The organism is Stappia sp. BW2, from assembly GCF_008107695.1.
Classification (GTDB): domain Bacteria; phylum Pseudomonadota; class Alphaproteobacteria; order Rhizobiales; family Stappiaceae; genus Roseibium.
On record NZ_VIRG01000004.1, the window covers coordinates 1 to 302 of the forward strand.

1 protein-coding gene is annotated in these 302 nt (G+C 49.7%); it reads left to right on the forward strand.

The window, feature by feature from the left end; genetic code table 11:
• The coding region (locus FMN63_RS30030; RefSeq protein WP_148581914.1) for a 2-C-methyl-D-erythritol 2,4-cyclodiphosphate synthase at positions 1 to 239 on the forward strand (239 nt) is incomplete at its 5' end.
• Between the last annotated feature and the right edge of the window lie 63 nt (positions 240 to 302).

The following is a 302-nucleotide window of genomic DNA, read 5'->3' on the forward strand; positions in this document are numbered from 1 at the left end:
ATGTATGGCAGCTTGTGAAGGATCGCGGGTATAAGCTAGGGAATATCGATTCAACGATTATTGCCCAGAAGCCAAAGATGGCTCCTTATATCCCACAGATGGCTGAGGTTATTGCCAAGGCACTGGAAGCGGATGTAACACAGGTGAACGTGAAAGCAACAACGACAGAGCAACTGGGATTCCCGGGACGGGGAGAGGGCATTGCCGCTCAATCCGTTGTTTGCCTTGTACGTGTGTGATATCATCAATCAATTAGTGACGGAGGGGATCATATGAGCACGGATATTCGTGTGCGTTACGCG